Origin of the sequence: Caulobacter sp. D5 (assembly GCF_003185805.1) — a bacterium.
Taxonomy (GTDB): Bacteria; Pseudomonadota; Alphaproteobacteria; order Caulobacterales; family Caulobacteraceae; genus Caulobacter.
In genome coordinates this window covers 30,176-52,996 of sequence record NZ_QHJY01000137.1, presented here as the reverse complement: position 1 = coordinate 52,996, position 22,821 = coordinate 30,176, and the positions used below count along the sequence as shown (strand labels likewise).

At 69.6% G+C, this 22,821-nt stretch carries 22 protein-coding genes and 2 tRNA genes; 9 read left to right on the top strand and 15 right to left on the bottom strand.

All coding sequences use genetic code 11. From position 1 onward, the window contains the following. Window positions 1–5: 5 nt before the first annotated feature. From DMC18_RS27285 to DMC18_RS10105, 3 genes are read left to right on the top strand one after another with little or no spacing between them, the layout of a single operon-like run. Window positions 6–104, top strand: a complete 99-nt coding sequence (locus tag DMC18_RS27285) for a nicotinate-nucleotide--dimethylbenzimidazole phosphoribosyltransferase (protein WP_255580322.1) — start codon at window positions 6–8, stop codon at window positions 102–104. Continuing rightward, window positions 101–859 (top strand): adenosylcobinamide-GDP ribazoletransferase, encoded by a 759-nt coding sequence (gene cobS / locus DMC18_RS10110; protein ID WP_233248112.1) that lies wholly within the window; start codon window positions 101–103, stop codon window positions 857–859. The genes DMC18_RS27285 and cobS overlap by 4 nt, the downstream gene beginning before the upstream one ends. Then, window positions 856–1,374, top strand: coding sequence for a tyrosine phosphatase family protein (locus DMC18_RS10105; RefSeq protein WP_110118554.1), 519 nt, complete (start codon window positions 856–858; stop codon window positions 1,372–1,374). Before cobS ends, DMC18_RS10105 begins: the two co-directional genes overlap by 4 nt. Here DMC18_RS10105 and DMC18_RS10100 read toward each other — a convergent pair. The 4 genes from DMC18_RS10100 to DMC18_RS10085 are packed head-to-tail and all read right to left on the bottom strand — an operon-like array spanning window position 1,364 to window position 5,863. Next, on the bottom strand, window positions 1,364–2,359 hold the full coding sequence (locus DMC18_RS10100) for a spore coat U domain-containing protein (protein WP_110118553.1): 996 nt from the start codon (window positions 2,357–2,359) through the stop codon (window positions 1,364–1,366). The genes DMC18_RS10105 and DMC18_RS10100 overlap by 11 nt on opposite strands. Beyond that, window positions 2,334–4,730 (bottom strand): fimbria/pilus outer membrane usher protein, encoded by a 2,397-nt coding sequence (locus DMC18_RS10095; RefSeq protein ID WP_146218033.1) that lies wholly within the window; start codon window positions 4,728–4,730, stop codon window positions 2,334–2,336. The genes DMC18_RS10100 and DMC18_RS10095 overlap by 26 nt, the downstream gene beginning before the upstream one ends. Further along, the gene (locus DMC18_RS10090; protein WP_110118550.1) at window positions 4,708–5,415 is read right to left on the bottom strand and encodes a molecular chaperone; all 708 of its coding nucleotides are present in this window, start codon (window positions 5,413–5,415) and stop codon (window positions 4,708–4,710) included. Before DMC18_RS10090 ends, DMC18_RS10095 begins: the two co-directional genes overlap by 23 nt. 1 nt (window position 5,416) lies before the next feature. Beyond that, window positions 5,417–5,863, bottom strand: a complete 447-nt coding sequence (locus tag DMC18_RS10085) for a spore coat U domain-containing protein (protein WP_255580321.1) — start codon at window positions 5,861–5,863, stop codon at window positions 5,417–5,419. A 661-nt stretch (window positions 5,864–6,524) separates the two neighbouring features. Between DMC18_RS10085 and DMC18_RS10080 the strand changes: the two genes are divergently transcribed. Then, on the top strand, window positions 6,525–6,761 hold the full coding sequence (locus tag DMC18_RS10080; RefSeq protein WP_110118548.1) for a DUF3606 domain-containing protein: 237 nt from the start codon (window positions 6,525–6,527) through the stop codon (window positions 6,759–6,761). 140 nt (window positions 6,762–6,901) lie between these two features. After that, window positions 6,902–7,297: a hypothetical protein gene (locus tag DMC18_RS25620; protein ID WP_146218032.1), complete on the top strand. Its 396-nt coding sequence runs from the start codon at window positions 6,902–6,904 to the stop codon at window positions 7,295–7,297. On the opposite strand, the gene DMC18_RS10070 is transcribed toward DMC18_RS25620, so the two are convergent. Next, window positions 7,292–7,367, bottom strand: a tRNA-Ile gene (locus DMC18_RS10070). The genes DMC18_RS25620 and DMC18_RS10070 overlap by 6 nt on opposite strands. Window positions 7,368–7,527: 160 nt before the next feature. Between DMC18_RS10070 and DMC18_RS10065 the strand changes: the two genes are divergently transcribed. Then, window positions 7,528–8,268 (top strand): SIMPL domain-containing protein, encoded by a 741-nt coding sequence (locus DMC18_RS10065; RefSeq protein WP_110118546.1) that lies wholly within the window; start codon window positions 7,528–7,530, stop codon window positions 8,266–8,268. 22 nt (window positions 8,269–8,290) lie between these two features. On the opposite strand, the gene DMC18_RS10060 is transcribed toward DMC18_RS10065, so the two are convergent. The 9 genes from DMC18_RS10060 to glmU form a co-directional block, all read right to left on the bottom strand. Next, window positions 8,291–8,752 (bottom strand): hypothetical protein, encoded by a 462-nt coding sequence (locus DMC18_RS10060; protein ID WP_110132910.1) that lies wholly within the window; start codon window positions 8,750–8,752, stop codon window positions 8,291–8,293. After that, window positions 8,752–9,108: an aspartate 1-decarboxylase gene (gene panD / locus DMC18_RS10055; RefSeq protein WP_110118544.1), complete on the bottom strand. Its 357-nt coding sequence runs from the start codon at window positions 9,106–9,108 to the stop codon at window positions 8,752–8,754. The genes DMC18_RS10060 and panD overlap by 1 nt, the downstream gene beginning before the upstream one ends. 158 nt (window positions 9,109–9,266) lie before the next feature. Then, window positions 9,267–10,121 carry an alpha/beta hydrolase gene (locus DMC18_RS10050; RefSeq protein ID WP_110118543.1) on the bottom strand — a complete coding sequence of 285 codons (855 nt, stop codon included), beginning with the start codon at window positions 10,119–10,121 and terminating at the stop codon, window positions 9,267–9,269. Window positions 10,122–10,194: 73 nt separating this feature from the next. Continuing rightward, entirely contained in the window at window positions 10,195–11,985 is a 1,791-nt protein-coding gene (locus DMC18_RS10045; RefSeq protein ID WP_110118542.1) for a long-chain-acyl-CoA synthetase, read from the bottom strand. Window positions 11,986–12,202: 217 nt separating this feature from the next. Continuing rightward, window positions 12,203–13,582, bottom strand: a complete 1,380-nt coding sequence (locus DMC18_RS10040) for a class II 3-deoxy-7-phosphoheptulonate synthase (RefSeq protein ID WP_110118541.1) — start codon at window positions 13,580–13,582, stop codon at window positions 12,203–12,205. A gap of 83 nt (window positions 13,583–13,665) precedes the next feature. Continuing rightward, window positions 13,666–14,910, bottom strand: a complete 1,245-nt coding sequence (locus DMC18_RS10035) for an O-antigen ligase (protein ID WP_110118540.1) — start codon at window positions 14,908–14,910, stop codon at window positions 13,666–13,668. Further along, a complete protein-coding gene (gor, locus tag DMC18_RS10030) occupies window positions 14,907–16,304 on the bottom strand; it encodes a glutathione-disulfide reductase (protein ID WP_110118552.1) in 1,398 nt (465 codons plus the stop codon). The genes DMC18_RS10035 and gor overlap by 4 nt, the downstream gene beginning before the upstream one ends. 51 nt (window positions 16,305–16,355) lie before the next feature. Continuing rightward, on the bottom strand, window positions 16,356–17,036 hold the full coding sequence (rpiA, locus tag DMC18_RS10025) for a ribose-5-phosphate isomerase RpiA (protein WP_110118539.1): 681 nt from the start codon (window positions 17,034–17,036) through the stop codon (window positions 16,356–16,358). After that, window positions 17,033–18,415 carry a bifunctional UDP-N-acetylglucosamine diphosphorylase/glucosamine-1-phosphate N-acetyltransferase GlmU gene (gene glmU, locus DMC18_RS10020; protein WP_110118538.1) on the bottom strand — a complete coding sequence of 461 codons (1,383 nt, stop codon included), beginning with the start codon at window positions 18,413–18,415 and terminating at the stop codon, window positions 17,033–17,035. Before glmU ends, rpiA begins: the two co-directional genes overlap by 4 nt. A gap of 65 nt (window positions 18,416–18,480) precedes the next feature. Between glmU and gph the strand changes: the two genes are divergently transcribed. From gph to DMC18_RS25980, 3 genes are all read left to right on the top strand, one after another. Next, window positions 18,481–19,206 carry a phosphoglycolate phosphatase gene (gph, locus tag DMC18_RS10015; protein ID WP_110118537.1) on the top strand — a complete coding sequence of 242 codons (726 nt, stop codon included), beginning with the start codon at window positions 18,481–18,483 and terminating at the stop codon, window positions 19,204–19,206. Between the two features lie 51 nt (window positions 19,207–19,257). Further along, window positions 19,258–19,332, top strand: a tRNA-Val gene (locus tag DMC18_RS10010). Between the two features lie 297 nt (window positions 19,333–19,629). Beyond that, the gene (locus DMC18_RS25980) at window positions 19,630–19,788 is read left to right on the top strand and encodes a hypothetical protein (RefSeq protein ID WP_158285893.1); all 159 of its coding nucleotides are present in this window, start codon (window positions 19,630–19,632) and stop codon (window positions 19,786–19,788) included. A gap of 63 nt (window positions 19,789–19,851) precedes the next feature. Here DMC18_RS25980 and DMC18_RS10000 read toward each other — a convergent pair whose 3' ends face one another. Continuing rightward, window positions 19,852–22,704 (bottom strand): TonB-dependent siderophore receptor, encoded by a 2,853-nt coding sequence (locus DMC18_RS10000; RefSeq protein WP_110132909.1) that lies wholly within the window; start codon window positions 22,702–22,704, stop codon window positions 19,852–19,854. Window positions 22,705–22,821: the final 117 nt, after the last annotated feature.

Below are 22,821 nucleotides of genomic sequence, written 5' to 3'. Positions count from 1 at the left end.
TGCGGCTGGGCGAAGGCACCGGCGCGGCGCTGGCTGCGCCCCTGCTGGCGGCGGCCGCCAACCTGCTGAACGAGGTCGCCGACCTCGCCGACGTGCTGGGATGATCGGCCGGCAGGTCCAGCTTCTGCTCTGCGCGGTGCAGTTCCTGACCCGCCTGCCCACCCCGCCCCTGCGCGGGTTCGAGCCCGACTGGATCACCCGCTCGGCCCGCTACTTTCCGCTGGTCGGGCTGCTGGTCGGCGGGATCTGCGCGCTGGTGCTGCTGGGCGCCAGCCAGGTCTGGAGCGGCTGGGTTCCGGCGATCCTGGCCCTGGGCGCCGGCTTCCTGCTGACCGGCGGTTTCCACGAAGACGGCCTGGCCGACACCGCCGACGGCCTGGGCGGCGGCCAGACCCGCGAGCGGCGGCTGGAGATCATGAAGGACAGCCGGGTCGGGACCTACGGCGTCCTGGCCCTGGTCGTGGTGCTGGGCGCCAAGGCCGCGACCCTGGCGACGCTGACGCCCCTGAACGCCGCCCTGGCCCTGCTGGCCGCCCACGGCGTTGGACGCGTCGCCGCCGTCGTCGCCATGGCCGCCCTGCCCCACGTCAGCGACCGCGCCGACGCCAAGTACAAGCCCGCACCGGACGGGGTGAAGCCGGTGGAGGTGCTGGCCGCCGCCGCGCTGGGCCTGTGGCCGCTGCTGCTGGTCCCGCCCCTCGCCGCCCTGGCTGGCCTGGCGCTGGCGGCCGTCCTTGCCATCGCCCTGGCCCTGCTCTCCCGGCGGCTGATCGGCGGCTATGTCGGCGACGTGCTGGGCGGGATCGAGCAGGTCGCCGAGCTGGGCGCGCTGCTGGGCCTGGCGGCGGTGCTGGCGTGATCCTGGCCGTCTGCCCGCTCAGCCGGCTGGACGAGCATCTGGCGGCGCATCGTCCCTCGCACCTCGTCAGCCTGTTGTCGCCCGCCGCCGAGCCGCCGCCGGTCGAGGACGTGGAGCGGCTGCATCTGGCGTTTCACGACATCGCCGAGCCGCGGGCCGACCTGATCGCGCCCAGCGCGGACACCATCGCCGCCCTGCTGGCCTTCGCCGAGGGCTGGACCGGCGAGCGGCCGCTGCTGCTGCATTGCTACGCCGGCGTCAGCCGATCGACGGCCGCCGCATTCATCCTGGCCTGCGCCCGACGCCCGGACCGCGACGAGGCTGAGCTGGCCAAGACCCTGCGGCGCCTGTCGCCGTCAGCCACGCCCAATCGGCTGATGGTCGCCCTGGCCGATGCGGCGCTGGATCGTGACGGGCGGATGTCGGCGGCGATCGAGGCCATCGGGCGGGGCGCGGACTGCTTCGAGGGCGAGGCTTTCGCGTGGGATCTGGCTGAGAGCCTGATCAGTAGGTGACCGTCGCCACCACCTGGTCGCCATAGGTCGCGGGCGCCGGCGTGGTCTGGGCCGGCACGCGGCCATAGAGCGTCAGCGGCTGGGCGCCGCCCGTGCCGGTGCCCCCCGCTGTCTGGCCGGCCGTCGATCCCCAGGGCGAGGTGCGCGCCGCGTCCTGATAGATGCCGTAGGTGACGTACTCGGTTCCCGCCTTCATCCGCCGCGCCGTGGCCGAAGTTCCCTGCTGGCCGTTGTCCAGCCCGATGGCGTACGGGGTGTCCTTGGTGCAGGTCACCGACATGGCGCTCTGGGCGTCCTTGACGGCGCTGAGCACGCCGGCGTTTCCGAAGCCGAGATTGCCGGTCGAGATCGTGCAGTCGGGGATCAGGGTGGCGCTGTAGGTGAAGGTCGCCGGCACGACCGCATAGCCGATCGTCACCCCCGCGCAGCTCAGCAGGTTCAGGCCCCAGAAGAAGTTCTGCCCAGAAAAGCTGGTCGAATAGGCGCCGGGAACGGTCGTGGTCGTGGTCGTCAGCCGCAGATAGACGGTCTGGTTGACGTTGATCGAGGTGCCTGTGCCAGGACTGGCGGTGATGGTCGGCACCGTGCCGAACACCAGCAGGGACGAGGATCCCCAGGGCTGGGTGCGGCCGGCGTCCTGATAGACCTGGAACGCCACGGTCGCCCCGCCGGGCCCGACCAGATAGCGCCCGCCCGAGCCGTTCGAGCCGCCCGAGCCCGCGTCGAGATTGGGGCACAGGGTGTAGGAGAGCAGCGAGCCCAGGCCCGTGCAGCTGAAGTTCAGGTTGGCCGTGGCGTCCACCGTCCCCGCCGTCAGCGGGCTGAGGGTCGAGCCCAGATTGACGCTGGTGACCGAGGCCGTGCAACTGGCGGCGGCGTTAGCCGAGGACGGCGCGCCGAACCAGACGAAGGCGGCGACCAGCAGGCCGGTCAGGGCGACGAGGCGCGCCCGCCAGAGGCTAACGACAGACGGCGTCGACCACATGCCGGCCTCCCTCGCTGGCGGCGCCGATCACCAGGCGCGCGAAGCATTCGTTTCCATCCTCGACGACAACGCGCAGGTCGGCGTCTTCGCTCACCCCGGTCAGGAACGCCTGGCCGTCATAGCCGACGATGACCCGCTCGGCGACGCCCGCGCGGATCACTTCGGCGCCGGGCGGCACGAAGCTTCCGTCCGGGCGGCGCAGGGTCAGCAGCACGGCCGGCGGGCTCTTGCCGACGCCGAAGCGGACGATCGCGCCGCCGTTGGCCATAGGGACCACGCTGCGCTCGGTCTGGGCGGCTTCCAGTTCCAGCGGCAGGTCCTGGCTGTCGATCGACAGGCGGTTGACGTCGAAGGCCTCGAGATTGCGCACCAGCAGGCGGCCGTTGCGGTCGCTGCGGCCGACCTTCTGGTTCTGATAGAGCACCGGCACGTCGGGGGCGCCGACCTCGACCAGGGCGAACGAGCCCTCGAGCCGGTTGGTGGTCGCCGCGACGCCGCCGAGCCAGGCCACCGCGCCGTCGACCTGCAGCTGGCCGCGCACCGCGCCGTCGGCGTACTGGGCGGCCGCCGAGACGCGGGCGTTGCGGCCGCGATAGGCCGCCTGCCCCTCGAAGCCCTGGTGGGCGCCCTGCTCGATGCGGGCCCGCCAGCCATAGGTTCCGTCGGCCTGGGTCTCGGCCCGGCTGGCCTCGACGAAGGCCGTGGTGTCGCCGCCCTGGACCTGCACGCCGGCCGACGAGGAACTGCGCGAGCCCAGCGGCACCGACAGGCCCAGGAAGGCGCCGGTGTCGCGCTGTTCTCCCCGGCTGACATAGCCGGTGAGGTAGGCCGTCAGGCGCTCGCCGAAGGTATGGCGCAAGGATCCGCTCCACACCTGTCGACGCAGGCCGGCGGCGGCGGTCTGGGCGCTGTAGGAGGCGCTGGCCACCGGCGCTTCGCCCTTGCGCATCAGCAGGGCCAGCCGCAGGGGCGTCGAGACGGTGAACTGGTCGATGGCGCGCGGCGGCTCGTCGCCGCCCATCTTCCAGTTGCGGTAGAACGAGGGGCGCGAGGTGACGGCGGCCAGGTCGCGATAGCCGGCCGAGGCCCGCATGCTCATGCCCGACAGGTAGAAGCCGGCGAAGCGGCTGTCGAAGACCACGGCCGCCAGCGCGCCGCTCTGGTCGTCGGTCCGGCTGGCGGCGAACGAACCCGACACCACGCCCAGGCCGCCGACCTGGGCCGTCAGGCCGCCGCCGCCCTGGATCAGGCCCGCGCCGGCCTCGACATGGCCTTCCACCGTCAGGGCGTCGAGCACGCCGTAGCGCAGGCTGGCCGAGGCGATGGGCGAGCCGGCGTAGTCGCCGGACTCGACGCCGAAGCCGCGGCGGGCGAAGCCCGCCTCGGCCGAGAAGTCGGCCAGGCCCTTGCGCAGCAGCAGGGGCGTGGCGAAGAACGGCGCGCTGACGGCCACCTGCCGGCCGGCCGCGTCGTTCAGGACCAGGCGCACGTCGCTGTAGCCCTGGCCCGGCGGCAGGCCGTCGATCTCGATCGGGCCCGCGCCCACCGGCCGGCTGAGGATCCGGGTGTCGTTGACATAGAGTTCCAGCGTCGAGGGCGCGGCGGCGGTGGTCGCCAGGCGCGGCGACGGCATGGTGACGATGTCGGGGCGGGTGGCGAAGTCGCGCCGCAGCTGGAAGCCGGCCATCCGGATCGGGCGGGTCCAGGCAAAGCCGCCATTGATGTAGTCGCCGGCCTTCAGCCCCATCATCCGCCGAGGCTCGAACCAGGACCACGTCGTGTCGAGCCGCACGATCCGTCCCGTGTCGCCGACACGGCTGGCCGCCACGCTGCTGGAGAGGGTTCCAAAGCGGCCGAAGACGCGGCCGTCGAGCGCCAGGCCCAGCGACTGCACGCCCAGGTCGTCGTTGTCGTCGACCTGTCCCCCGTCGGCGGAGAACACGTAGTTGAGCACCGCGCCCAGGTCCTGGCGCGGCGCCCCGGCCGCATCGCGATTGGCGGCCAGGTTGAAGCGCTGAACGGCGAGCAGGTCGATGTCGGCATTGACCATCAGCCGCTGGCCGACGTCGTCATAGGCCGCCGACAGCCCGCGGAGCGCGGAGAGGTCGACCAGCCCGACGCCGCCGGCGGACAGGCCCACGGCCCGCATCTCGTCGGCTCGCATCTCCAGGCGGCCGTCGGCCTCGCGCGCGACGGCGGCCACCAGGCCGGTGTTGCGCCCGTTGATCCAGACTTCCAGCTGAAGGTCTTCGCGCATCGTCTCGACAGCCTTCAGATCCGGCAGCGGCAGGTCCTGAGCGGACGCCGAGGTTCCCAAGGCGGCGAAGGCGAGGCTGAGGGCGACCGCTTCAGTCGCTCTTGAGCGGCGCATCGATTGGCCCGGTGTCGGTGTCGGCGATCAGCCGCACGCCGGCGGCGGGCTGGAACGCCCCCGCGGGCCAGGAGACTTCCGCTCCGGGCAGGACATAACCCACAAGGCCCTTGCGTTCGGCAAGGACCGCGCCGCTGGCGTCGCCGATGCGCAGGTTGGCCAGGCGCAGGCGACGGGTTCCGGTGTTGCGCCCGACGAGGGCCGCGCCGCCGTCCTCGGACGGCCGCAGGTGCCACTCGATCTTGGGCCGCTCGCGACCGGAACCGAAGAAGAGAGGGATGGAATGGCGCATCAGCAGCGTGACCTGCCGGCCGGTGTCGCTGAGCGGCGGCGGCAGTTCGTCGACGATGAGGCGGTAGGACTCCTCGCCTTCCGGCGGGCGCCCGTCGAGCCGCACCACCCGCACCGTGCGGCTGGCGCCCGGATCGACCTTGGCGATCGGCGGGCTGACGACGACGCCGGTGGCGGGCACCAGCACGTCGCGGCCGTTGGCCTGGGTCCAGCGGAAGACCCGGATCTGGACGTTCAGCGCCGCGGTGTCGTCGTTCTGCAGCGTCAGGGTGGTCGCGTTCTGGCCGGCGGGCAGGTCCAGGCTCACCGGGCTGACGCGCAGCGACGCGGCGGTCGCTTGAGCGCCGCCAAGCGCGGCCAGGGCCAGACCGGCCAGGAGAGCGACCGCGCGCATGTCAGTAGGTGATCGTCACCGCGACGAGGTCGCTGTAGGCGCCCTCGGCCGGGGTGGACTGGGCCGCGACGCGGCCATAGGCGGTGTAGGACTGCACGGCGCCGTTGCCGGTGCCGGCCTGGGTGTCGACGTTCTGGGTGACGCCCCAGACCTGGGTGCGGCTCGCGTCGCGGTAGAGGGCGTAGCTGACCGTGTCGTTGGCGGCGCTGGTCATCTTGCGCGCGGCCACCGTGGCCCCCGTGCCCGCCCCGGCGCTCAGGGCGACGGTGTAGGGGGTGGAGTTGGTGCACTGCACGCCGATGGTGCTGGTAGTATCGATATTGGCGTCGATGACGCCGCGCGAGCCGAAACTCACATTAGAGGCCGACTGCACCTTGCATTCGCCCTGGATGGTCAAGTTGACCTGAAAGGAACTCGACGCCGTCGCAGCGGTCGCCGAACCAGACATCGCCATGACCGCCAGGGTTCCAATGACGAAAACTGAAGTCGCTATTTTTTTCATGTCCGGCCGCCCCTTCTGGAAATTCGAACAGGTTTTCACTCGCGTAAGACTTGCTGCGCTCGCCATTGCCGAGTGATTAACGCGTATTAGGGGTGGGCTGCGACGGCCCGCCACACAGGTTCACTCGCCTGAGCGGGGAATTCCGATACACGCCTCTATCGAAAGTGGCGGTAAGTCCACTTTTGGGACCCGGAAAGATTGAGTCAGTAAGGAAAACGTCGGTTTCCGACCCTCGTTACGCAAGCTGAGCCGCGGCAACGGAATTTCGCCCTTTTCCGCAAAGTCCGGACCCGTCGCAGAGGCAACATGTCGCACCTCGCCGACGGTGGAAAAACCGGGGTCTCGGGCCCAGCCCGGCGACGGACGCGCCGGCTTTCGACAAAAGCCGGCGACGGCCTCCAATCCCTGACGCCGCTCGACCGGCAGCATGACGGCGTTGGTCGGGCGCTTCACCGCGGCGCCGACCGCTCCTCGCGGCCTCGCCTCTCCCCCAAAGACGGCCGCCCGACCGCCGCTTCGCCCTCCCCGCCCCCCGCGGGCGAGGCGGCGGTCCCCGGAGAGGGAACGTACGGCCGCGCTACGGCTTCCTAGTCACAGGAGGCCCGCCATGCCCGACGCCGATCCGACCAAAATCATTCCGCCCGCTCGCAAGCCCGATCCTTCCGAGCAGCCCGAGGAAAGCGCGGCCGCCGCCGACCGCGACTCCGTCGATCTCGAGGAGCCCCGCACCGTCCGCTACTGGACCGAAACCCTGGGCGTCAGCGAGGAACAGCTCCACACGGCCGTCGAGCACGCCGGCGTGTCGGCCGAGGAAGTGCGCAAGTACCTGGGCAGCCACAGCTGAAGGCGCTCGCCCCGCCCCGGATTGCTACGTGAACGACACTCGACAGGCGCATCGCAACCGCAAGGGTTTAGTTAATGCGATCGCTTGACTCTAGGGTGTGCGATGCGCTGAACTGCGTGTGAACCTGCCGGGGGGCGAAGGTGTCGATACTGCCAGCGGCGGGCTTTGGCCTGCTCTTCATTCTCTTGCTCACTCTTGGTCTTTGGGCCGGACGCCGAAAAACGCCGCCCGCCTATGAGCCCGATCTCGCGACTTTTCTGACCCTGCTGGCGAACCGCGGCGGCGTGGTGGCCGAAGACGACCAGCTCCTGGACGATCCGTGCTGGGAACAGGCTCTGGAACTGGGCCTGGCAAGCGCCGGCGGCGGCTGGAGCACCCAGGCGGCGCTGACCGGCCGCGGTCGTCGCTTCCTTCGCGCGCACCGACGGCTGGTCGCCGACCACGTGAAATCCACGATGCCCCTATCGACCGCCGGGCCGCCGCCCCGGTCTCCGGCCGATCGCCGCAGGGCGTCCATGCTGGAAGAAGAGTGGTAGGCCCGGAGGGACTCGAACCCCCAACCAGACCGTTATGAGCGGTCGGCTCTAACCATTGAGCTACAGGCCCCCAGGGACCGCGCGGAACAGTAGAGTCGGCGCGGGCGAGGACGGGTCGATTAGCATGGGCTGCACGCGGCTTAAAGGTGCGGTTCAGGTTGAGTTTGCGACACGGGAACCAACCGAGGGGCGACGCACTGTGGCGTCCTGCCCTTCGCTGGAGAACGAGCATGACCCGCACCCGCACGACCGCCCTGGCCATAGCCTCCTTTGGCGCCGCCGCCCTGGCCCTGTCGGCCCTGCCCGCGAGCGCCCAGAGCGCCAACGACGCGGCGTTCCGCGCCACCACCTTCAACCTGTCGGCCGCGGGCGAGACCGTGATCGCGCCGGACATGGCGACCATCACCCTGGGCGTGCAGACCGAAGGCGCCAGCGCCCAGGCGGCCCTGTCGGCCAACGGGACGGCGATGAACAAGGTGCTCGCGGCGCTGAAGAAGGCCGGGGTCGCCGAGCGCGACATCCAGACCTCGAACCTCAACGTCAATCCGCAGTACGTCTACGAGCAGAACCAGCCGCCGCGCCTGACCGGCTACCAGGCCAGCAACCAGGTGACGATCCTGGCGCGCGACCTTTCCAAGCTGGGCCAGACGATCGACGCGGCCGCCTCGGCCGGGGCCAACACGGTGGGCGGCGTCAGCTTCGGCCTGCAGGACCCGCAGAAGGCCGAGGACGCCGCGCGCGTGAAGGCGGTGGAGGCCCTGAAGGCCAAGTCCGACCTCTACGCCCGGGCCACCGGCTACAAGGTCGTGCGCCTGGTCAGCCTGAACGAGGCCGGCGGCTACACCCCCTCCCCGCAGCCCGCGCCGATGTTCGCCATGGCCAAGCGCGAGATGGCCGATTCCACGGCGATCTCGGGCGGCGAACTGAAGGTGCGGATCGAGGTCAGCGCGACCTACGAGGCGCGCCAGTAGGCGAACGCCAAGTCCGCGCTGGTCAGAAGCCAGCGCGGACGAAGGCCCGTTCGACGCGGTCCTGGATCTCGATGCCCGGCAGGGCGCGCTCGCCCTCCATGACGGCGAGATAGCGCAGGCCGGAGGGCTGGCGGCCCTTGCCGGCCGGGACCGGGCCCATGGCCCAGCCGACGGTGTTGGCGCCGGCGCTGTCGCAACTGAGGAAGCGGGCCTCGCCGGACAGATTGGCCTTCAGAACCTCTTGCGCCGTCGTCACCTTGCCTTCGCAGGTCGGCAGGTTGCGGGCGCAGGTGACGTAGCCGCCGCCGGTCCAGACGGTCTTGCCCCTGGCGTCGGCGACCAGCACGCAGGGCGAGGCCGAGCCGATGGCGCGGCCGACGTACTGGGTCAGGGCGTCCTCGTCGACGCCCTTGGGCAGTTTCGGGGCGCAGCCGGCGAGCGCCAGGGCGCCGGCCAGGAGAACCAGGACGGCGCCGGACCGCATCAGGCGGCCTTCTTGATCAGGTTGCCTTCGTCGAGCAGCACGACGGTCGGGGCGTAGTTGCGCGCCTCTTCGGCCGGCATCTGGCAGTAGGTGACGACGATGACGGTGTCGTTCTTCTGCACCAGGCGGGCGGCGGCGCCGTTGACGCCGATCACCTTCGAGCCGCGGGGGGCCTCGATGGCGTAGGTGGTGAAGCGCGCGCCGGTGGTGATGTTGAGCACGTCGACCTGTTCGTTGGGCAGGATGCCCGAGGCGTCCAGCAGGTCGCGATCGATGGCGATCGAACCTTCGTAGTCGAGGTCGGCCTGGGTCACCGTGGCGCGGTGCAGCTTGGCCTTCATCATGGTCAGAAGCATGGCGACGCCCCTTCTTATCTCTTTGAGTCACTGGGATTTCGCGAGGTCGCCACACACATGACCCGCGTTCAGTCACGGCCATATAGACAGGATGGGCCGCGCGTTCAATCGCAGCGCAGCACGGCGCGGTGGATGGCTGCGCCGGACATGGCGGAAGTTCAGGCCGCCGCGGCCTTCAGGAACGCCGCCATTCCCGCCAGCACCGGCGCCTTGTTCCGCAACGGCCGCGACAGGGCCAGCAGCGGGGCCGCGTGGTCGAGGCCGGGATAGACCTGCTCTTCCACGATGACCCCGGCCTCACGCAGGGCCTTGGCCAGCTTGCGGGTGTTGCGCGGGCGCACGGTGGTGTCGGCCTCGCCGGTGGCCAGGAAGGCGGCCGGCGCGTCGGCGCGGACGAAGCTGATCGGCTGGGTGGCCAACAGGTCGGGCGCGCCGCCGAAGGTGCGGGTGGAGATCTCGCCGTCCAGCGGCAGGAAGGCGTAAGGCCCCGAAAGGCCCGCGAAGGCCTTCACCGCGCCGGGATCGACGCCGGCGGCTCGAAGGTACCGGGCGTCCAGCGCCAGCATGGCGGCGATATAGGCTCCGGCCGAATGGCCGGCGAACAGCAGGCGGGACGGATCCCCGCCAAGGCCGGCGGCGTGATCGACGGTCCAGCGCACGGCCAGGGCCGCGTCCTCCAGGAAGCTCGGGAACCGCACCTCGGGATAGAGCCGGTAGTCGGGCACGACGACGAGGAAGCCCTGGGCCGCCAGCGCCCGTCCGACCCAGCCGTATTCCGCGCGCCGGCCGGAGTTCCAGCCGCCGCCGTAGAAGAACACCAGCACCGGCGCGCCCTGGATCCCGCCCGGCGGGGCGTAGACGTCCAACCGCTGGCGCGGATGCGCGCCATAGGCGGTCCCGCGCAGAGGAGACGTGGCGGCGTCCTTGGGCGTCAGGGTGGCGAACAGCGACAGCGGCGAGCAGGCCGAAGCCAGGCTCGCCGCCAGGGTCGCAAGGCCCGTCCGGCGCGTCATTCGAAGATCCATGCCCGCATCCGTCCCTCGCGTTCGCAAGAGATACGCAAGCGGGAGGCGATCGGAGGCAAGGCTACAGCTTGAATCCGCCCGCGACGATCTTGGCGTGCACCGCCTTGGTGATCTTCACATAGCCCTTGCCGGGCTCGCGGAAGTACAGCGGATCCTTGATCTTGGCCGGATCGAAGCCTTCCTGGACCAGATCGATCTTGCGGTACTTGAAGGTGCCGGTGGTCTCGATCTCGGGCTGCAGGCGCACGAACACCGGACGGGCGTAGGCCGGCATCTCGCGGTCGACATATTCGGCCAGGTTATCGATCTCGAACTCGGGACCGACGACCAGCGAGGCCATGCCGGCCTTGCCGTCGAGGTCGCCCACCGGCACGCCGTAGACGTTGATCTCCTTGACGCCCGGGAAGCCCGCCAGGCGCTCGGAGACCTCGCTGGTGGCGACGTTCTCGCCCTTCCAGCGGAAGGTGTCGCCGATGCGGTCGACGAAGTAGATGTAGCCGTCGCTGTCCTGGCGCATCAGGTCGCCGGTGCGGAACCAGGCGTCGCCCTTTTCGAAGACGTCGTGCAGCACCTTCTTCTCGGTGGCGGCCTTGTCGGCATAGCCGGTGAAGTTGGAGCGGGCGTCGCTGGCGATGTGGCCGATGCACTCGCCGATCTCGCCGGGCTTGACCTCGACGCAGCAGCCGTTGGGGCCCCGCACCGGGGTCTCGGTCTCGACGTCGAACTTGACGATGCGGATGTTGAACTTCTTGCGCAGATAGCCTGGCACCCGGCCGATGGCGCCGCGGCGGCCGTCGAAGTTGAACAGCGAGACGTTGCCCTCGGTCGCGCCGTAGAACTCCAGCACGCCGCCGACCTTGAAGCGGTCGAGCATGTCGTCCCAGACGTCGGGGCGCAGACCGTTGCCAAAGATCAGGCGGATCTTGTGAGCGCGCTCGTACTCGTTCTCGGGCTGGTTGGCGAGGTAGCGGCACAGCTCGCCGATATAGACGAACATGGTGCACTTCTCGGCGACGATGTCGCTCCAGAAGTGGGTGGCCGAGAACTTCTTGCGCAGCACGATGCTGCCGCCGTTCAGCAGGCCCGCGCCCATGGCGCAGAGGCCGCCGGTGGCGTGATAGAGCGGCAGGGTGACGTAGATGCGGTCGCTGGCCCGCGAGTCCGTCGAGCCGGCGAAGCCGCGCATGTAGAGCTGGGCGCGCATGTGGGTGATGCGCGCGGCCTTGGGCAGGCCGGTGGTGCCGCTGGTGAAGATGTAGAGGGCGGTGTCCTTGGCGGTCAGGCCGCCACGGGCGGTCTCGCGGTCGGGACGCAGCTGGCTGCAGCTCTTCAGCGCATTGACGAGGTCGCGCTGGTCGCCGTGGACCGGGCCCAGCACCCACTGCTGGATGTGACGGCCCAGCTGGTCCTTCACCTGCTCGAAGCACGGCGAGGTCTCCGGATCGACGATGCAGTGCAGCGCCTGGGAGATGTTGAGGCAGTGCGCCAGGGCGGCGCCCGTCAGTTGGTTATTGATGAGAGCGGTGGCGACGCCGACCTTCGAAAGGCCGTACCAGATCGCCAGGTACTCGATGCGGTTGGGCATGAAGAGAGCCACGGTCTGGCCCCGCGTGATCCCCTGCCCCTTCGCCCAATGGGCGTAGCGGTTGGCGATGGCGTCGAGCTCGCCATAGGTGATCGTCTTGCCCTCGAAGGTGATCGCCGGGCTGGACTTCCACTTATCGACGGCGGCCTCGAGGTCGTCGCAGATCAGGTTGTCGCTGTCCGGCGCTATCGAGTTCACGCGCTTCAGAGTGCGAGTCAGCCCCTTGAGGAACCGCCACTCCCGCTTCAACTTGGCCTGCAGACGCATATATTCACTCCCTTCAAACAACCATTGGAGAGCGCCGGGCTAGCGGTCAAGTCGTTGGAAGGTCTTGCGTGTGCATCTGCGAAACGCAATCGCTCGCAGTGGCGAAATCGTCTCGCATGCCGTAAGGGCACTATTGAAAGGGCCGCGTGGAACTGATCCACGCGGCCCCTTTTGGTCTCGGATTCGAGCCTTCCCTTAGGGTCAGCTTGAACTGTGTTCAGCCGTTGGCGGCCTTGCGCTGGTCGTCGCGGGCGGTCTTCAGCTTTTCAGCCACCAGGAAGGCCAGCTCCAGCGCCTGCTCGCCGTTCAGACGCGGGTCGCAGTGGGTGTGGTAGCGGTCGGCGAGATCGGTCTCCGACACGGCTCGGGCGCCGCCCAGGCATTCGGTGACGTTCTGGCCGGTCATCTCGAGGTGCACGCCGCCCGGGTGGACGCCTTCCGAATGGGCCACTTCCACGAAGCTCTTCACTTCGGAGAGGATGCGGTCGAACGGACGGGTCTTGTAGCCGGTCGAGGCCTTCAGCGTGTTGCCGTGCATCGGGTCGGTGGCCCAGACCACCGCGCGGCCGTCGGCCTTGGTGGCCTTCATCAGGCGCGGCAGGCGGTCGGCGATCTTGTCCGAACCGAAACGGCCGTAGAGGGTCAGACGGCCCGGCTCGTTGTTGGGGTTCAGCACGTCGATCAGCCGCAGAAGGTCGTCGCCCTCCATGGTCGGGCCGCACTTGAGGCCGATCGGGTTCTTCACGCCGCGCATGAACTCGATGTGGGCGCCGTCCAGTTGGCGGGTGCGCTCGCCGATCCACAGCAGGTGGGCGCTGGTGTCGTACCAGTCGCCCGAGGTGCTATCGACACGGGTCATGGCTTCCTCGAAGCCCAGCAGCAGGGCCTCGTGGCTGGTGAAGAACTCCACGCGCTTCAGGTCGGGTTGGGTGTCGGGCGTGACGCCGACGGCCGACATGAAGGTCAGGGCCTCGGAGATCTTCTCCGACAGTTCGCGGTAGCGCGCGCCCTGCGGGCTGTCGCCGACGAAGCCCAGGGTCCAGCGGTGGATGTTGTAGAGGTCGGCATAGCCGCCGCTGGCGAAGGCGCGCAGCAGGTTCAGCGTCGCGGCCGACTGGCCGTAGGCCTTCAGCAGGCGATCGGGGTCGGGAACGCGCTCGGCCTCGTTGAAGTCCATGCCGTTGATGATGTCGCCGCGGTACGAAGGCAGCGTCGTCTCGCCGATGGTCTCGATCGGCTCGGAGCGCGGCTTGGCGAACTGGCCGGCGATGCGGCCCACCTTCACCACCGGCTTGCCGCCGGCGAAGGTCAGCACCACCGCCATCTGCAGGATCAGGCGGAAGGTGTCGCGGATGTTGTCGGCGTGGAATTCCTTGAAGCTCTCGGCGCAGTCGCCGCCCTGCAGCAGGAAGGCCCGGCCCTCGGCCACGTCGCCCAGCAGGCTCTTCAGACGGCGCGCCTCGCCGGCGAAGACCAGCGGCGGCATCTGGCGGAGGGTCTGCTCGACCCGCTCGACAGCGCCGGCGTCCGGATAATCCGTCGGCACGTGCTTGGCGGGTTTGGCTCTCCAGGTCGCGGGGGTCCACCGGGCGGTCATGATGTTCTCAAACGTTCTAAAGGGGAGCGCTGATAGCGCACCCGGAGGGTAAAAGCAAAAATCGTGCGGCGAAGCTGTATATTTTAGCCCAGCGGGGAAATTTCAACCAACTCGTCGCTGTGTTCGCTGCTCGAACGACGCAGGGCGACACAGGCGATGATGGCCAGGGCGCCGACGGCGATCCACCACTCCTGCCAGACCCCGAAGCTGAGCGCGCCGATGACCAGGTAGCTGATCAGAGCCGCGCCCGCCGTCGCCGCCGCGCCGCGGTCCGTCTCGGCCGTGCGCGCCACGCCATAGGCCAGCCAGCAGAAGAAGGCGCCGGCTAGGGCCGCGCCGATCGCGCCGAGCTCGAGCCATAGCTGAAGCTGGGCGTTGTGGGTGTGCAGCGGGATAGCGTCGCCGAAGGTGCGGCTGGCGTCCAGGCCCCAGCCCCGGAACGGATGGGTCTGCACGTGGTCGGCGGCGAAGGCCCAGATGTTCAGGCGCGCGTCCCAGGACGGCGGCACCAGGGCGTGCAGCCAGCCCCAGAAGCCGCTCTGGATGGCCCAGAGCACGGCGATGGGCGCGAGGATGAACGGCAAGGCCACGATTACGGTCAGCACCCGGCCGCCGATCTTGCCGCCGAACTTGATCAGCGCCCAGGTCAGCAGTCCGGCCGCGAGCGCGACCAGACAGGAGTCGGCGCTCGACAGCACCGAGGTGACGACCGCGCCGGCCAGCAGCAGCAGCACGGCCGCCGCCTTGCCCCGCCGCGCCAGCGCCGCGGCGGCCGGCCAGAACATCACCGCCAGCACGTAGCAGCCGATGCTGATCTTCACCTTGGCTATGTCGGGCCGCACCGGATCGCCGGTCAGTTCGCGAAACCGCTGGAAGATCGAGGCGCCGGTCAGGGCGTCCAGGCCGACGACGACCGCCAGGGCCAAGACGCCGAACCCCATGACGGTCGTGGCCCGGTCGGCCGCACGGGCCGACAGGCGGAACGCCGCGGCGACCGCGGCGCCATAGAGCAGGAGCTGCAGGACGAGCTTGGCCGCCGTCAGCTTCTCGATGTCGCCATAGGCCTTGAGCGAGCCGGGCGGCGGCGCGGCCGGGCTCCAGGCCATGCTCCACACGCCCCACAGGGCCAGCAGCAGCAGGATGAAGGCTGGAGCGATCGGGGCGCGCGGACGGCCGACGACCGGCAGGGCCAGCAGCCCGACAAGGGACAGCAGCGGCGCGAAACCGAGCTGAGCCAGATAGCCCAGCAGCGGCGTCATCACGAACAGGAAGATCATGACGCCGCCCAGCCACGGCGTCGGCTTCTCGGTCACGGCCGCCTGGTTCATACGCCGCCCACCTCGGCCGGGACGTACTTCTCGCGCATGGTCACCAGTTCCTCGGCCAGGGTCGGGTGGACGGCGCAGGTGCTGTCCCACTGCGGCTTGGTCACGCCCATCTTCACGGCGATGGCGGCCATCTGGATGATCTCGGGCGCGTCGGGGCCGACCACGTGGACGCCGACGACCTGCTCGCTGTCCTGGCGGACGACCAGCTTGATCAGCGCCCGCTCCTGGCCGCCGTAGAAAGTGACCTTCATCGGACGGAAGACCGAGCGGTAGACGTCGACCTTGCCGAAGGCGTGGCGGGCCTCCGCCTCGCTCATGCCCACCGCGCCGATCGGCGGCTGCGAGAACACGGCCGAAGCGACCAGATCGTGATCGAAGGTCGTGGGATTGCCGTAGAACTCGGTCTGGGCGAAGGCCGCGCCCTCGCGGATGGCCACCGGCGTCAGGTTGATGCGGTCGGTGACGTCGCCGACGGCCCAGATGCTGTCGACATTGGTCTTCGAATGGGCGTCGACGGCGATGGCGCCCTTGTCGTTCAGCTTCACCCCGGCGTTCTCGAGGCCCAGGCCCTCGACATAAGGGTCGCGGCCGGTGGCGAAGAGCACGACGTCGCTTTCGAAGGTCAGGTTGTTGTTGAAGGTGCTGACGAGGCCCGTGTCGGTCTTCTCGATCGACTTGTGCGAGCAGCCCAGCACCACCTTGACGCCGCGCTTCTCCATCTCGTCGGCGAGATGGGCGCGGACGTCGTCGTCGAAGCCGCGCAGGATGTTGGAGCCGCGGTAGCAGAGCGTGGTCTCGACGCCGAGGCCGGCATAGATGCCGGCGAACTCGACGGCGATGTAGCCGCCGCCGACCACCAGCACCCGCTTGGGCAGGGTCGGCAGGTGGAAGGCCTCGTCCGAGGTGATGCCGTGCTCGGCGCCCTCGAACTCAGGACGCACCGGACGACCGCCGGTGGCCACCAGGATCCGCCTGGCGGTGTAGCGGCCGGCGTCGCCTTCGGACCCCTCCTTGGGAAGCACCTCGACGGTGTGGGCGTCGAGGATGCGGGCCTTGCCGTGCAGCAGGTGGGCGCCGGCCTTGCGCAGGTTGGTGACGTAGATGCCCGACAGCCGCGCGATTTCGACGTCCTTGTCGTGCAGGAAGGTCTTCCAGTCGAAGCTGGCCTGCCCGATCGTCCAGCCGTAGCCCTTGGCGGTCTTCAGCTGGCTGGAGACCTCGCTGGCGTAGACCATGAACTTCTTGGGCACGCAGCCGCGCACCACGCAGGTGCCGCCGACCCGGTATTCCTCGGCCACGGCCACCTTGGCGCCCGACAGGGCCGCCAGCCGCGCAGCGCGCACGCCGCCCGAGCCGGCGCCGATGACGAAGAGGTCGAAGTCGTACTCAGCCATCATCGGCTCCGGATCAAAGCGAATTTACAGCGTCGGGATCGGGATATGGGATCAAGGCAGAAGCTTGACCACCCCGTCGTCGGTCCCGACCAGGGCCTCGTCGGCGAGGTCGAGGAACAGGCCGTGATCGACCACGCCGGTGACGGTCTTCAGCGCCGCCGCCAGGGCCGCAGGGTCGGGGATCGCGCCCGAGGCCATGTCGTAGATCACATTGCCGCCGTCGGTGGCGACGACGCCGCGGTCGGCCATGCGCAGGCGGGGCGGCGGCAGGTCGAACTCGGCGGCGATGTCGCCCAGGCGATAACCGGTGTGGGGGTGGCCGAAGCGCACCACCTCGATCGGCAGCGGGAACTTGCCCAGCACCTTCACGTGCTTGGCGGCGTCGGCGATGACGACGCAGCGGCTCGAGGCCTCCCAGACCAGCTTCTCGCGCAGCAGGGCCGCGCCGCCGCCCTTGATCAGGGACAGGCCCGGGCCGATCTCGTCGGCGCCGTCGACGGTCAGGTCGATCGTCTTGACGTCGTCCAGGGCCACCAGCGTGATGCCGAGCTCACGGGCGAGGCTGGCGGTGGCTTCCGAGGTCGGCACGCCGCGGATGTCGAGCTTGCGGGCGGCCAGGGCCTTCACGAACCAGGCGGCGGTCGAGCCGGTGCCCAGGCCCACGACCATGCCGGCTTCGACGAGCTGCGCGGCCGCTTCGCCCGAAATTCTCTTCTGGTCGTCGGCGCTCATGCCTTCTTATCCTTCTTCGCCTGCTTTTGGGCCTGTTTCAGGGCGCGGAACCTGGCCGCCCAACCGGTCTTGATGGCTTGCGGCGCGCGGCTCAGCGCCAGGTCGCCGGCGGGAACGTCGGCGGTAATCACCGAGCCCGAGCCGGTCATGGCCCCGTCGCCGATCCGCACCGGGGCGACCAGGGCCGAGTTGGAGCCGATGAAGGCGCCCGCGCCGACATGGGTCTCGAACTTCTCGAAGCCGTCGTAATTGCAGAAGATCGTGCCGGCCCCGATGTTGGCCTTCGGGCCGACCGAGCCGTCGCCCAGATAGCTCAGGTGGTTGGCCTTGGCGCCGGCCCCGACCTTGACCTTCTTGACCTCGACGAAGTTGCCGATGTGAGCCTCCGGACCGATCTCGGCCCCCGGACGCAGGCGGGCGTAGGGACCGATCAGGGCGCCCTCCCCGACCAAGGCGCCTTCCAGGTGGCTGAAGGCCTTGATCACCGCGCCGGAAGCGACGCTGACGCCCGCGCCGAACACCACGAACTGTTCCACCGTGACGCCGGCGGCGATCGCCGTGTCCCACGACAGGTGGACGGTCTCCGGCGCGGGCATGGTCACGCCTTCGGCCATCAAGACGGCGCGGCGGCCGGCCTGCCAGACGGCCTCGGCGGCGGCCAGCTCGGCCTGGGAATTGACGCCCTGCACGGCGGCCTCGGGCGCGAAGGCCGCGCGGGTGGCCAGCTTGCGGTCATGGGCGATGCCGACGATGTCGGTCAGATAGTACTCGCCCTTGGCGTTGTCGTGGCCGACGGCGGCCAGCAGGTCGAACAGCTGGGCGCGATCGGCGGCCAGGACGCCGGAATTGCAGTGCTTGAGGGCCAGGACGGCCGGCTCGGCGTCCTTGGCCTCGACGATGCGCAGCAGCACGTGGCCGGGGGCCAGCACCAGGCGGCCATAGGCGCCTGGATCGGCGGCCTCGAAGCCCAGCACGGCGACGTCGGTCCCGGCGGCGCGCAGGTCGAACAGCGGCGCGATCACCGGAGCATTGAGCAGCGGGCAGTCGGCATAGGTGACGACCACGTCGCCGTCGAAGTCGGCCAGGGCGTCCTTGGCGGCCAGCACGGCGTGGCCGGTGCCCAGCGGCGGATCCTGCACGACGGTGGCGTTCGGGCCCAGGCGCTTGCGGGCGTGCTCGCCGACCTGCGGGCTGTGCGCGCCCACGACCACCACGATGCGCTCGCAGCCCAGGGCCTGCGCGGCGTCGATGGCGTGGTCGAGCATCGGCCGGCCGCCGACCTTGTGCAGCACCTTGGGCGTCGGAGACTTCATCCGCGTGCCCTGACCGGCGGCCAGGATCACGGCGGCGCGGGGGCGAGAGGGGGTGGTCGTAGTCATGACCAGAGCGACTCCGAAGCGAACCAAAGTTGCATTAGCCGCGCCTTTAGCCGAAAGGCCAGAGCATGTCTCTTTCGCACGCCCATGAAACCGCCCTTCGGGACACGACGATCGCCTTCGACCTCGACGGCACCCTGGTCGACACCGCGCCGGACCTGGTGGGCGCGCTGAACACCATCCTCGCCGAGGAGGGCCTGCCCGCCCTGCCCTTCGACGACGTGCGCAAGATGGTCGGCCGCGGCGCCAAGGCGCTGCTGGAGCGAGGCTTCGCCGCCGCCGGCGCGCCGCTGGACGCCGAACGCGCGCCTCGGCTGGTCGAGCGCTTCATCGCCATCTATCTGGGCCGCATCGCCCACGAGAGCGCGCCGTTCGAGGGCGTGGTCGAGGTGCTTGCCGACCTGAAGGCCGCCGGCGCGCGCCTCGTCGTCTGCACCAACAAGCTGACCCACCTGTCGGTCGCCCTGCTGGACGCCGTCGACCTGACCCGATTCTTCGACGCCGTGGTCGGCGCCGACGACGCCCCCGCCCCCAAGCCCGACCCGCGCCACGTGCTGGCGGCCATCGCCGCGGTCGGCGGCGATCCCACCCGGGCGGTGATGGTCGGCGACAGCATCAACGACGTCCTGAGCGCCAAGGCAGCGAACGTGCCGGCCCTGCTGGTCTCGTTCGGCTACACCGAGGCTCCGGTCGAGACCCTCGGCGGAGATCTGTTGATAGATCGCTTTTCCGAGGTCCCGGAGGCGGCAATCTCGCTTTTGGGCTCTTGCGGCGCGGAAAAGAGCGGTCTATAGCCCCCTTCCTCTCGCGGCGGGGACTTCTTCGGAAGGCCCAGCCCACCCGGCGGATGCTTAGCTCAGCGGGAGAGCACCTCGTTCACACCGAGGGGGTCGCAGGTTCAATCCCTGCAGCATCCACCATTTTCCTTCTTTACATCCAACGCGATAGCGAACGCCGGCCGGCCATCCCGCCAGCTCTGCGTAATATGCTGCGCACGGCTTCGACGCGTCCTCTGCCGGCGCGCTGAACGAACCCCGAGGACGGCGCCCTGGCCACGCCCTCGCGTGGATGGGCGCCCGCACCGCCCTGACGCGGCCCGCATATTAGTTTGTCGTTCGGCGCGATAAGTTTCGCGCACGACCAGGCCTCTCACCAGCCCGCCCCGTTGCTTCGCCCGCGCCTTCCGCGCCTACTCGCGAAAAATACGAGGGTTGGAAGTGTCCAGGTCAATTGCCGCGACGGCGCCGCGCGCCTCGGTTTCCACGCGCTCGCCGGCGCAGAAGCCCCCTCGCCCGCAAGCCGCGCGCCCGGCGTCCGCCTGGACGCTGATGCTGGCCTCGGCCGCCTTCTGGTTCGAGGGCCATCCGGTCGGCTGACCTCCCGCCATGGACCACGGCGTGAAACGGCCGGAGACGCTCTCCGGCCGTTTCCGCTTGTCGTTACATCTTCAGCCGCGCGCCGATCGTGAAGTAGCGACCCATGACGTCGTCGCCGATGGCGTAGCCGTCGCGCAGACCCGCTCGCGTGCCGTTCAGGGCGTAGGCCCCGGGCGGCGGATCGGCGTCGAACAGGTTCTGGACGTTGAAGAAGAAGTCCGTCCGCCCCGCACGGGTGTCGGCCTGGTAGGTCAGGGTCAGGCTGGTGGTGGCGAAAGCGTCGATCTTGTTGTTCGCCCAGATCTGCGACGGGTCGCCGCCCAGCTTCATGTCGTCGCGCCAGCGCTGCATGACGTCGACCGTCAGGTTCTCCAGCGGCTGGAAGCGGGCCAGCGCCGTTAGACGCAGCGACGGGCCGGCGGCGGCCCCCAGCGGACCGAAGGCGACCCCGCCCTGGTCGGTGGTCGTGACCCCCGGCTGGCGGTAGTAGACGTGCGGCTGGAAGGCGGCCAGGAACCGCAGCGAGGCGGGCCGCTCGAAGGCCGTCGTGGCGTAGTTGACCTCCAGGTCCGCGCCCCAGGTCTCGACCTGGGCGATGTTGTAGTACTTGGTGTACCAGCGCTGCACGACGTTGGAGGCGCTCTTGTCGGCATAGCCGTTGAGGCGGTCCTGCAGGGCGCAGAACGGCGAGGTCCCGCCGCTGTCGTAGCAGGCGCGCTGGTAGGCGGCCGTGGCGCCGTTCACCTGGGTGACCGCGTCCTTGACGGTGATGTGGTAGGCGTCCAGCGCCACCGAAAAGCGCGGGATCGGGCTCCAGACCACGCCTAGCGTGGCGGTGTCGCCGATCTCGGCCTTGAGGTCGGGGTTGGAGAGATCGACCGAGGCCACGGTCGGGCTGAGGGTCGTCAGCAGGTCCTGGGTGCTGACCGGCACAGAATTGACCGGGGCGAACAGCTCGTAGAGCGTCGGCGCACGGATGTCGCGCGAGCGGGTGCCGCGCAGGCGCACGGTGTCGTTCAGCCGCCAGTCGAGGCCCAGCTTCCAGGTCCAGTAGTCGCCGCTGGTGTCATAGCTGGTGAAGCGGGCCGCGCCGTTGACGCTGAGCACGCGGATCAGAGGCAGGTCCTTGACCAGCGGCACGTCGGCTTCCAGCGCGGCCTCCTTGACGGTCTGGCTGACCTTGGGGCTGCTGGCGAAGGTCTGGGTCCACAGGGCCGAACCGGCGGTGCAGTTGTAGCGGATGCCCGTGCAGTTCACGACGTCGGACGGCAGGGCGTCGCTGGCGGACTCGAAGCTCAGCTTGCGCCACTCGCCCGACAAGGCCAGGCCCACGGGGCCGGCCCAGGTGCTGAACGGCGAGCCGTCGATGTGGCCAGACATCGAATCCATGACCGTGCGGGCCGTGTAGTGGGTCTCCTGGAAGACGTAGTCGATGGCCTCGGCGCTGGCGGCGGTCGGGCCGAAGACGTTGAGCGGCGCGCAGCCCTGGGCCAGGCTTGGATTGGTCAGGGCGATGTTGCAGACGATCTTGCCGCTGGACGGATCGACGACGGCGTCGAGGGCCGCGGCCAGGCGCTGGTTGTTGAGGTTGTTGGCCAGGGTCGTGCCCAGGCGCGTCTGGCCGTGGGTGAAGTCGAGGCCCCACTTGTAGTCGCCCAGCGAACCGTTCAGCCCGCCCATGTAGATCCACTGACGCGACTTGGAGCGCGCTTCCAGCCGGCCGCCGCTGCTCATCAGTTCGCTGAGACGGAAGGTCGACTGGTTCGCGCCGGCCAGCTGCGCCTGGTAGGTCGGCGACAGGAAGGCGTTGGTCGAGCTGAGCTGGACGTTGGTCAGGCGGACATAGTCGGAATAGTTGGCGTTGGTCTTGAGGTTGCCGCCCACCTGCAGATAGCCGTGGACGTTGTCGGTGAGGTCGTAGTCGACGCGGCCGAACAGCTGGTGGCCCTTCATCGGCGCCAGCAGCGAGGAGTCGTAATAGCCGCCGTCGCCGCCGACCTGGAGGGCCGACGAGCCGGTGGCGGTCCCTGGGACGAAGGCCCGCAGGGTTCCGTTCGCGGCGAAGGTCTGGCCCGACAGCACGCCGCTGGTGATCAGGCCGCCGAACGGGAAGCCGGCCTGGCGCAGGTCGCTGTAGAGCACATAGGGATTGGCCGCCGTGCCGGCCCCGGCCACGCCCCAGACATTCATCCAGTCGCGGTCGGAGCGGTAGGCGATCCCCTTCTCGTCGCGATACTCGTAGCTGGCCTCGACATGGCCGCGGCCGCCGGCAAAACGGGTTCCGGCGGCAAGGCCGACATCGATCTTCTCGCCGTCGCCCTGCTGGGAGACGCCGGTCTGGGCCAGCATCTTCAGGCCCTCGAACTTCTTGTCGACGACGTAGTTCACGACGCCGGTGACGGCGTCGGAGCCATAGACCGCCGAGACGCCGCCGGTGACGGTGTCGACCCGCTGCACCAGCATCTGCGGGATCAGGTCGACGTCGACGACCCCGTTCAGCAGGGTCGGCGGCACGCGCAGTCCGTCCAGCAGGATCAGGGTGCGGTTGGCGCCGATGTTGCGCAGGTTCAGCTGGTTGGCCGAGGCGTTGCCGGCCCCGACGCTGCCGGTCGAGGTCGGGTTGACCCCCGCCCCGCGCGAACCGGCGAACACCGGCAGGACGGTGAGGGCTTCGGCCAGGTTGCCGGGGGCTGCGCGCAGCACGTCGTCGGCCTGGACCACGGTGACAGGCGACGGGCTGGCGTCGCCATTACGGATGACGCGCGAGCCGGTGACGACCACGGCGTCGACCGTGGTCTCGACGGTTTCGCCGGCGGGCGGCGTTTCAGGCGGATTGGTCTGGGCGAAGGCCGAGGTGGCGAGCGCGAGCGCGCTGGCCCCGGCCAGAAAGACGGCGGTCCTTCCGAGGTTCTTCATCGTTCCCTCCACGCCGTATCCGCTGTCCGGTCGGCCTGTTCTTATGGTTCGCCGCGTTCATTGACGCAGCGTCAGGAGGATGACGCGCCTTCGCCTCGCCCGATGATTGCTTTACCG

Bases quoted from the DNA above. Each gene is read 5' to 3' on its own strand.
- cobS (WP_233248112.1), top strand. From the start codon at position 101: ATGATCGGCCGGCAGGTCCAGCTTCTGCTCTGCGCGGTGCAGTTCCTG.
- DMC18_RS10100 (WP_110118553.1), bottom strand. From the start codon at position 2,359: ATGTGGTCGACGCCGTCTGTCGTTAGCCTCTGGCGGGCGCGCCTCGTC.
- DMC18_RS10095 (WP_146218033.1), bottom strand. From the start codon at position 4,730: ATGCGCCGCTCAAGAGCGACTGAAGCGGTCGCCCTCAGCCTCGCCTTC.
- DMC18_RS10090 (WP_110118550.1), bottom strand. From the start codon at position 5,415: ATGCGCGCGGTCGCTCTCCTGGCCGGTCTGGCCCTGGCCGCGCTTGGC.
- DMC18_RS10085 (WP_255580321.1), bottom strand. From the start codon at position 5,863: ATGTCTGGTTCGGCGACCGCTGCGACGGCGTCGAGTTCCTTTCAGGTC.
- DMC18_RS10080 (WP_110118548.1), top strand. From the start codon at position 6,525: ATGCCCGACGCCGATCCGACCAAAATCATTCCGCCCGCTCGCAAGCCC.
- DMC18_RS10065 (WP_110118546.1), top strand. From the start codon at position 7,528: ATGACCCGCACCCGCACGACCGCCCTGGCCATAGCCTCCTTTGGCGCC.
- DMC18_RS10060 (WP_110132910.1), bottom strand. From the start codon at position 8,752: ATGCGGTCCGGCGCCGTCCTGGTTCTCCTGGCCGGCGCCCTGGCGCTC.
- panD (WP_110118544.1), bottom strand. From the start codon at position 9,108: ATGCTTCTGACCATGATGAAGGCCAAGCTGCACCGCGCCACGGTGACC.
- DMC18_RS10050 (WP_110118543.1), bottom strand. From the start codon at position 10,121: ATGACGCGCCGGACGGGCCTTGCGACCCTGGCGGCGAGCCTGGCTTCG.
- DMC18_RS10045 (WP_110118542.1), bottom strand. From the start codon at position 11,985: ATGCGTCTGCAGGCCAAGTTGAAGCGGGAGTGGCGGTTCCTCAAGGGG.
- DMC18_RS10040 (WP_110118541.1), bottom strand. From the start codon at position 13,582: ATGACCGCCCGGTGGACCCCCGCGACCTGGAGAGCCAAACCCGCCAAG.
- DMC18_RS10035 (WP_110118540.1), bottom strand. From the start codon at position 14,910: ATGAACCAGGCGGCCGTGACCGAGAAGCCGACGCCGTGGCTGGGCGGC.
- gor (WP_110118552.1), bottom strand. From the start codon at position 16,304: ATGGCTGAGTACGACTTCGACCTCTTCGTCATCGGCGCCGGCTCGGGC.
- rpiA (WP_110118539.1), bottom strand. From the start codon at position 17,036: ATGAGCGCCGACGACCAGAAGAGAATTTCGGGCGAAGCGGCCGCGCAG.
- glmU (WP_110118538.1), bottom strand. From the start codon at position 18,415: ATGACTACGACCACCCCCTCTCGCCCCCGCGCCGCCGTGATCCTGGCC.
- gph (WP_110118537.1), top strand. From the start codon at position 18,481: ATGTCTCTTTCGCACGCCCATGAAACCGCCCTTCGGGACACGACGATC.
- DMC18_RS10000 (WP_110132909.1), bottom strand. From the start codon at position 22,704: ATGAAGAACCTCGGAAGGACCGCCGTCTTTCTGGCCGGGGCCAGCGCG.